This is a genomic window from Psychrobacillus sp. Z16_25, assembly GCF_056856695.1.
Genome location: NZ_JBXEOV010000017.1, coordinates 45190 through 52698 on the forward strand (window position 1 = coordinate 45190; position 7509 = coordinate 52698).

At 37.8% G+C, this 7509-nt stretch carries 11 protein-coding genes; 8 read left to right on the plus strand and 3 right to left on the minus strand.

What is annotated here, in order from left to right; genetic code table 11:
- Positions 1 to 59: 59 nt before the first annotated feature.
- Both AC1VU3_RS14815 and AC1VU3_RS14820 read left to right on the plus strand, forming a co-directional pair.
- The gene (locus tag AC1VU3_RS14815; RefSeq protein ID WP_482983887.1) at positions 60 to 953 is read left to right on the plus strand and encodes a DMT family transporter; all 894 of its coding nucleotides are present in this window, start codon (positions 60 to 62) and stop codon (positions 951 to 953) included.
- 30 nt (positions 954 to 983) lie between these two features.
- Entirely contained in the window at positions 984 to 1841 is an 858-nt protein-coding gene (locus AC1VU3_RS14820) for a DMT family transporter (protein ID WP_482983894.1), read from the plus strand.
- Positions 1842 to 1862: 21 nt separating this feature from the next.
- Here the strand turns inward: AC1VU3_RS14820 and AC1VU3_RS14825 are convergent, their stop codons facing one another.
- The gene (locus tag AC1VU3_RS14825; protein ID WP_482983895.1) at positions 1863 to 3419 is read right to left on the minus strand and encodes an MFS transporter; all 1557 of its coding nucleotides are present in this window, start codon (positions 3417 to 3419) and stop codon (positions 1863 to 1865) included.
- Between the two features lie 199 nt (positions 3420 to 3618).
- On the opposite strand from AC1VU3_RS14825, the gene AC1VU3_RS14830 reads away from it, so the two are divergent.
- From AC1VU3_RS14830 to AC1VU3_RS14850, 5 genes are all read left to right on the plus strand, one after another.
- On the plus strand, positions 3619 to 4143 hold the full coding sequence (locus AC1VU3_RS14830) for a tubby C-terminal domain-like protein (RefSeq protein ID WP_480390346.1): 525 nt from the start codon (positions 3619 to 3621) through the stop codon (positions 4141 to 4143).
- A gap of 106 nt (positions 4144 to 4249) precedes the next feature.
- The gene (locus AC1VU3_RS14835) at positions 4250 to 4687 is read left to right on the plus strand and encodes a MarR family winged helix-turn-helix transcriptional regulator (protein ID WP_482983888.1); all 438 of its coding nucleotides are present in this window, start codon (positions 4250 to 4252) and stop codon (positions 4685 to 4687) included.
- Between the two features lie 4 nt (positions 4688 to 4691).
- Positions 4692 to 5168, plus strand: a complete 477-nt coding sequence (locus AC1VU3_RS14840) for a glutathione peroxidase (RefSeq protein ID WP_482983889.1) — start codon at positions 4692 to 4694, stop codon at positions 5166 to 5168.
- Between the two features lie 72 nt (positions 5169 to 5240).
- Complete coding sequence (locus AC1VU3_RS14845; protein WP_482983890.1) at positions 5241 to 5450, plus strand: hypothetical protein; 210 nt, start codon at positions 5241 to 5243, stop codon at positions 5448 to 5450.
- 50 nt (positions 5451 to 5500) lie between these two features.
- Positions 5501 to 5866: a hypothetical protein gene (locus tag AC1VU3_RS14850; protein ID WP_482983891.1), complete on the plus strand. Its 366-nt coding sequence runs from the start codon at positions 5501 to 5503 to the stop codon at positions 5864 to 5866.
- Positions 5867 to 5905: 39 nt separating this feature from the next.
- On the opposite strand, the gene AC1VU3_RS14855 is transcribed toward AC1VU3_RS14850, so the two are convergent.
- Positions 5906 to 6328 carry a hypothetical protein gene (locus AC1VU3_RS14855; protein ID WP_482983892.1) on the minus strand — a complete coding sequence of 141 codons (423 nt, stop codon included), beginning with the start codon at positions 6326 to 6328 and terminating at the stop codon, positions 5906 to 5908.
- Between the two features lie 164 nt (positions 6329 to 6492).
- The gene (locus AC1VU3_RS14860) at positions 6493 to 6891 is read right to left on the minus strand and encodes a VOC family protein (protein ID WP_480390341.1); all 399 of its coding nucleotides are present in this window, start codon (positions 6889 to 6891) and stop codon (positions 6493 to 6495) included.
- 98 nt (positions 6892 to 6989) lie between these two features.
- On the opposite strand from AC1VU3_RS14860, the gene AC1VU3_RS14865 reads away from it, so the two are divergent.
- Positions 6990 to 7412 carry a VOC family protein gene (locus tag AC1VU3_RS14865; protein ID WP_482983896.1) on the plus strand — a complete coding sequence of 141 codons (423 nt, stop codon included), beginning with the start codon at positions 6990 to 6992 and terminating at the stop codon, positions 7410 to 7412.
- The last annotated feature ends 97 nt before the right edge of the window (positions 7413 to 7509 follow it).

Here is a 7509-nt window from a genome sequence, read left to right on the forward strand (position 1 = left end):
TATTTAGATAAAGAGTTATAATTCCGAAATAGAAATAAATAAGAACGGAGCAACAGCACGTGAATCAAGAAAATACCTCTAAGTCTATCATCATTCCATTAGTAATATCCATCGTTGCCATTTCCTTTGCTGCTATTTTTGTAAAATGGTCTAATGCGCCAGCTACTATTTTAAGTATGTATCGAATGATTCTTGCTAGCTTATTGCTTGTTCCGGTAGTTTGGCTCAAGAGAGCTGAGTTTAAAAAGATTAGTAAGCGTGAGTGGGGGCTATTGTTTTTTTCGGGTATGTTTTTAGCTCTACATTTTGCCCTTTGGTTCGGATCACTAAAGCTTACCACTGTTGCAAGCTCTACGATTATTTTAGCCTTACAGCCTATTGTTGCTTTAATAGGTGGGGTGCTGTTATTTAAAGAACGTACCACTAGACAAGCCTTATTGACAATGGGCATAGCAGTCTTAGGAGCGATGATGGTAGGGTGGGGAGACTTTGGTCTAAGTAAAAATGCCATCTTAGGCGATATCCTATCCTTTTTAAGTGTTATCGCTGTGGTCGGCTATTTATTGATAGGTCAGAGTGCGGTAAAGAAGGTATCCCATTGGATTTATAGCTTTTGTGTTTTTGGCTTCGCATCCATTGCTTTAATTTTTTATAATATTGCTACTTCTGTACCTTTGGTTGGCTATGACTCAAAGGAATGGGGAATATTCTTATTGCTTGCGGTGGTACCAACTATTTCTCATTTAATAAACAATTGGCTCTTAAATTATGTGAATGCCACCACAATCTCTATGAGCATTCTTGGAGAGCCTGTGGGAGCGACCATTTTAGCGGCTATTATTCTTGGAGAGAGGATAGTAGCTTCTCAAATGGCGGGAGGACTAATAGTTTTAGTAGGTGTGTTCTTATTCCTCATGCAGCAAATCAGAGGACAGAGAAGAGTTAGTGGATAGTAAGGGGGATTCACCGTGGATATAGGAGCAATGGGAAAGCTGATTTTATCAATGGCTATCTTTGGGTCTATTGGTCTTTTTACAACGAAGACAGGAATCCCTGCTGCAGAGCTGGTATTTGTTCGATGTATTTGTGCGACACTTTTTCTTGGTATACTCTGGCTGTTAACTAGACAATACAAGGTAGAAGTTTGGGAGAAACGGGAAATTTTGCAAACGATGATCTGTGGTATATTTCTTGTTCTTAACTGGGTATTTCTTTTCAAAGCATTTGAAGTGACATCTATTACTGTAGCCATTACTATCTATAACCTAGCTCCAATTTTCGTGCTGATTTTAGGAACGTTCTTTTTGAAGGAGCGAATGACTACTTCTTCACTCCTTGCTGTTCTCGTCTGTTTTGTAGGTAGTGTCTTGATCGTCGGGTTAAAAAGCTTAGAATCAATGACGGACTTTTTGAATTCGGGATTTTTATGGGCATTACTTTCTGCGTTTTGTTATGCCATGACTATGCTGCTTGGAAAAGGAATTAATACACTGAGTGCTTATGCTACTACTTTTATACAGACGATAGTTGGAATAATTATTCTCTTGCCTTTTATACAGTTTGACGTTTTCCAAGGACTAACAACGTCTAATTGGCTGTATATATTAGGTACAGGACTTATACATACAGGTTTTGTCTATTATCTGTTCTTTGACAGCATCAGAAAGCTATCAACTGCGGTTATTTCCGCCTTGGTGTTTGTAGATCCGGTGGTAGCCATATTGCTAGATGTTTTTTTGTTAGACTTTCATCCTACCTTGTTACAGGTAGCGGGTATACTATTCATCTTCAGCGGAATCGTGTACACCTTATACTTGCCAAAGAAAAGCCTTGAGACATAACCATCTCAAGGCTTTTTTCATCTAGTTTTGAAGGCTTTTTCTTCGAATAGGTATGAGAATGAATGTTGCGATTAAGACAAGCAAAGCAATTCCTACTGCGGAGTAGAATAGTCCGCCATATCCATTCTGAGCAGCAGTAACTGTAACTTGTTGGAGACTGTCTAAAATAGCTTGCTTCAACCCGGGATCTTGAATTTGACTTATTACCTCTGACATTGCTTCCTGAGAAAAATCATTTCCTTCCGCTGAAATACTAGTAGTAATATTCTCTAATTCTTTCAAACCTTCTTGGCTAATGCCGGAATTTTGTATGTTGTTTTGTAAAATACCAGTAAAATCGTTTTTAAAAAGGGTAGGTAGCTCGTTAAATCCACGTGCGATAAATCCTGCATAAATAGTAGGGGCAATTGTCATTCCGATTTGTCTAGTCAGCGAGAGGGTTGCCAGTGCAGTCCCCTTATCAGTCAATAGTTTTTCTGTTGCTAAAATATTTAATGGGGCACCTAAGATAATTCCCATTCCTAAACCAGCAATACTGGAAGAAACAACAAATTGCCATTTTACTTCAATCCAGGTTGGGAATAAAAGAAAGCCAATTGCAGAAATCAATCCAGACATGAATACGGCTAATATTGGACCTTTTTTGTCTACGAGTATGCCTCCAGCAGCAGCCCCGACACCAGCTGCTAGTGCTAATGGTGTCATCCAATATCCTGCATTTTCTTGTGCGATGCCTAGTACTTGTTCAGAAAATGCAGGTACGAAAATCATACCTGCTAGCAATGCCCCAGAGAAAGCACCGATAAGCAAGGTAAGTAAAAAAGTGGGCTGTTTTAGTAAGAGGATAGGAAGAATAGGGTCTCCACCACGTTTTTCAATTCTTCCCTCATATATTAATAAAAGAATAAATATTGCAATACCGCCAACTATAAACCCGTATACATTAGGTTGTAGTAGGCTCTCTAAGAATTGAACACCTTCAATGTTGGTTAACCCATACATAATACCAAGAATAGCGAAGGATAAAAGAATGGTTCCTAGTAAGTCTAGCTTCCCTGGTGTAGGATCTGCAGTTTCTTCTAGCTTTAAAAATCCTAAAATGATTAAGGTGATTGCGATGGGAACGTTTATGAGAAATAAAAAGTGCCAGCTTCCAGTTAAGTCTAGTAAGATACTTCCGATGTTCGGCCCTAACACAGCTGCGATTCCATTCATACCGCCTAGCATCCCAAGAGCCTTTCCTTGTTTTTCTGGAGGTAGTGTACTAAGGACATGGGAGCTGCCAATGATAAAAATACCTCCCCCACCAAGCGCTTGTATAAACCTTGCGATTAGGTAAAAGGTGAAATTTGGACTCAATGCTACAAGTAAAGATCCAAGGCCAAAGATGGCAATCTCAATAATAAATAATTTCTTTCGTCCGTATCGGTCAGAAAGCTTACCGATGATTGGAACACTAATAGCCAGACCGAGCGTATAAAGTGTTACTCCCCAAGCACCCCAATTTGGTGATACTTCAAATGAATCGTTGATCGTTGTAAGAGCCGCACTAATAATGCCGTTATCAAGTGCAGCCATAAATACGCCAATAGAAAACAAAACAATAGCCCATGACTGGGAGGATCGTTTTTTTGCCACCCGTTACCCCTCCTTTTATTTGGATAAAAATGTAATTAAGTTCATTCAAGTATAGCATTAATAAATATACGTCTATTAGAGAGGAATTTCCTCCTTTTTTCCGCTATGATAAGAGAAGTACAAACAAAGGAGCAAGAAGATGAAGTCTTTTTTTTATACACAGCCATTATCAATAGAGTTAACCCCACGCACATCTGTTTATGACGAAGAGGGGAATGAAGTGTTTAGGTTTCAACGCTACTATTCAAATAAACTAAAAAAAATAATAGATCGTACAATGGATTACAGATATTTTTTGGATTATCGCGTCTATGATTTGAATGATCAACTACTATTTGTATGTAAAAAAATATCTCGTAAAGGGAGAGTTTACTATATAGCGAGAGACATCCAAACAATGGAAGACTATATGATTTCTTATGATAAATGGAAGGAGCTAGTTTCAGACCTTCTGATTACCGGAAAAGATTTTCAAATAGTGATTGATAAAGAAATGGAGAGCAGTTGGTCTCGATTTATTTATAAAGATAAGGAAATTGCTAGGTGGAAAGCAGATGTAGCAGAGGAATTTATGGTTCACCTAGAGATAGAAGAAGACTCGCCTATTAAAAATCCTGCTTTCTTTTTAGCGATTAGCCAGTGTGTATTATTTATAGGAGCATAAGGAGCAATGGCACTTTCGTGAAGGCTGATTAATTTACAATATTCAATTATATGGTATTATATCCATATACATCGTGTGCGATGTATTTGCGGAGGGAAGAGTTTGTATGAGTAAATCGGTTAAATTAGAGCACCAACTATGCTTCGAGGTTTACAAGGCATCTAGTAATTTTGCGAAGCTATACGCAAAAACATTAGAGCCCTATCAGCTGACCTTTCCACAATATTTAGTGTTATTAGCTTTATGGGAAAAAGATGATTTGTTAGTGAAAGAGTTAGGAGAGCGTCTCGAACTTGGCATAGGTACACTTAATCCGATTATTAACCGGTTAATGGAAAGAGGATGGGTGAACAAGAGGCAGTCTGAAAAGGATAAACGGGCTTTTCTAATTTCTTTAACAGAAAAGGCAAAAAGAGCGGAACAACCAATCGCAGAATCTGTTCTTCAAAAAATAACAAGCTGTAACTTTCTAGGGCTGGATTCGGTGTTGCTGATGTCCCAACTAAAAGAGTTAAATGCTTTCTTGACTAATGTAGAGGGGTGATAGAATGAGTATTTATGAGGTTAAGGTAAAAAAGTCGGATGGCACGGAATATGATTTGAGTGAGTATAAGGGTAAGGCAATGCTGATTGTGAATACTGCCACTAAATGTGGGCTTAGTGATCAGTTTGACGGACTTGAAGATCTTTTTAAAAAGTATCAAGAAAACGGGTTGGTCGTGCTAGGTTTTCCTTCTAACCAGTTTAAGCAAGAACTTAGCAATGCAGAAGAAGCTGAGCAGGCATGTCGGATGAGCTATGGTGTTACATTCCCAATGCATGAAATCGTGAAAATTAACGGAAAAGAAGCACATCCATTGTTTGACTATCTAACTAGTAATACCAAGGGAGTCTTGTCTAATAGTATCAAATGGAACTTTACGAAGTTTTTAATTGATAAGAACGGCAATGTTGTCCGTCGCTTTGGACCTACAGAAAAGCCAGAGAGTCTGGAAGAAGATATAAAGCGTGTATTGTCTGAATAGAGTGGAAGGGCTTGGAGAAATCCAAGTCTTTTTTTATCCCGCATTAAGGGACAGTAAGACTCCCACTTCAAGATGGCAAAAGAAACGAGACAGCTAAGTGGGAGATCAACTGTCCCTAAAAGCCCGATTGGTTCAACTAATGATTGGTGGGGGATGAAAGAAAATCCCCACCAATCAAAGTTTCACTTTATAGGCTCTATGCTTACGGAGTTTATTAATCGACATATATGGCTACTAGGAAACACGATTGGTTCAAGTGGCGTACACAACTCCTATGTTTAAGGAAGAGGGATAGGAGGAATAAAGAACAAAAAGAGGAATGGGGAAGAGATATGGAGAAACTGACAGAAAAGGAACAAGTCCTTCTAGTATATTATGTTTATAACTTTTTAGAGAAAAAGGATAAAAATGAGGAAGAGCTCACGTCTGCACTGCACCAAGGAGTAAAAGAACGGTTACAGGAAGTACAAAAAGAGTTAGTGCAGGATGGATTTCTGAAGGAGCAGGAACAGGAAATCACAACCGAAGGAAGTCTTCATATAGACAGCATTTTGCACATTCAGTCCTATGCAACGGAGCGGAACAAGCTAGCATATATTAAAGACAGTCTACAAATAAATGAAATGGAATTTACTATAGAACCTATTAGAGACTATATCTATAAAAATATTGAAATGGATAAACCGTCCATACATTAAAGCACGTTGGTATCTTCCAACGTGCTATTTTTTATACAGTTAGTTTTCTTTGAGTAAGTTATATTTAACTTTTATGAAAAATGCCTCCAAAATTAGTTGAACCATAAAAAATAAAAGTGCTGAAAATACTCCGACAACTAGGAATAAAATAATTCCCTCATCCAGTATGCTAGAACTTGCTTGTATAGCTACAATTAGAAAGTAATAAAGCAAACCAGCAATTCCTCCACTAATAGCATAGCTTAATAACAAAAATAATTTATTCTTAATCTTTCTTTCTGCTACTATAGAAAACAATAATCCCACAGTCAAAAACATAGGTGCAGCAAGTATGAAATATAGAGTATAAGCGCCCATAAACGTCATATAAGAAGAATTAAGTTCTTGCTCACTTTTCGGAGTATAACCTATAAAACTTAAAATCAGACATAAGATTAATGCGCTTACTACTGCTATCATCATTTTCTTAAGTATAACGTTTAATATTTTTCTTTCCTCCTTTACGTCATGGATCAATTTAGTTTCATTGATTGTTCCATCATAAACTCCCTTCCTGTTTGCTGTTTCTTCTACAAACTATGAAAGATAGTTTTTTTCATCGTCTAGCTCCTGCGCTTGAGAGCCCATTACTGGCCTTTCTGCTCAATATTACAGACACTTAGTAAATTACCATCCGGATCCTTGAAACCGAAGCCTCCCAATCCCTCTTCGTTCACGTTGAACGATCCCACTTCGACCTGATTTTTTTTTAGCCAATGGTAAAAGTCCTTTAGGGTGGGGGTGTAAAAATCAATTACACTATGTGTCACACCTGAATACGTATTAAAGAAGGATACAGAGGTCGGTTCTTTTGTTTCAACCAAGTAAATAGTAGGCACTCCTCGTTGTCCAAACGAAAGCATGGCCGCTTTTTCTCCTTTAAATTCTAAATGCACACCAACAACGCTCATGTAAAAGTCGATAGATTTCTCTAAATTACTGACAGGAAGCTCAATAGTTGCTATACGTGATATAAAGTGAGACAAGGTTTTCCCTCCTAATATTCTTTTATAGGTATTAATTCTTCCTTATTCTGTTAAAATCCTTCTTGTTAAAATATAATGAAAATTGATACAATTTATCCATTGGGAGGGGCAGAGAATGGAGAGTTGGAACGACGTATATACCTGTCAGTAATGTCGAAAAAGCCTGCAACTGGTACGAAGAGAACTTGGGAGCAATTGTCAATTATAAGGACAGTGAAAAAGCGATATTGAACATGGCTAATCAAAGTTTTTTTCTAGTGCATGCAAAACAAGGGGAGTCCTCTAATTTTATAGATATGAAAGGAGACAGGCATTTTACAATTACCTTTGAAGTGGATGGAGAAGATCGGCTTAAAAGTTTAAGGTCAACATATCTTCAACAAGGCATGAGAGTCGGAGAAATCGAAAGCAGGGGACATGCTGGGAAGAATTTTGTTTTTGAGGATCTAGATGGGAACATGTTTGATGTATGGAGTGAACTAAGTCCGATTTTCAAGGAAAAATATTTTATCCCGCATTAAGGGACAGTAAGACTCCCACTTTCAAGATGGCAAAAGAAATGAGACAGCTAAGTGGGAGATCAACTGTCCCTAAAAGCCCGATTGGTTCAACTAATGA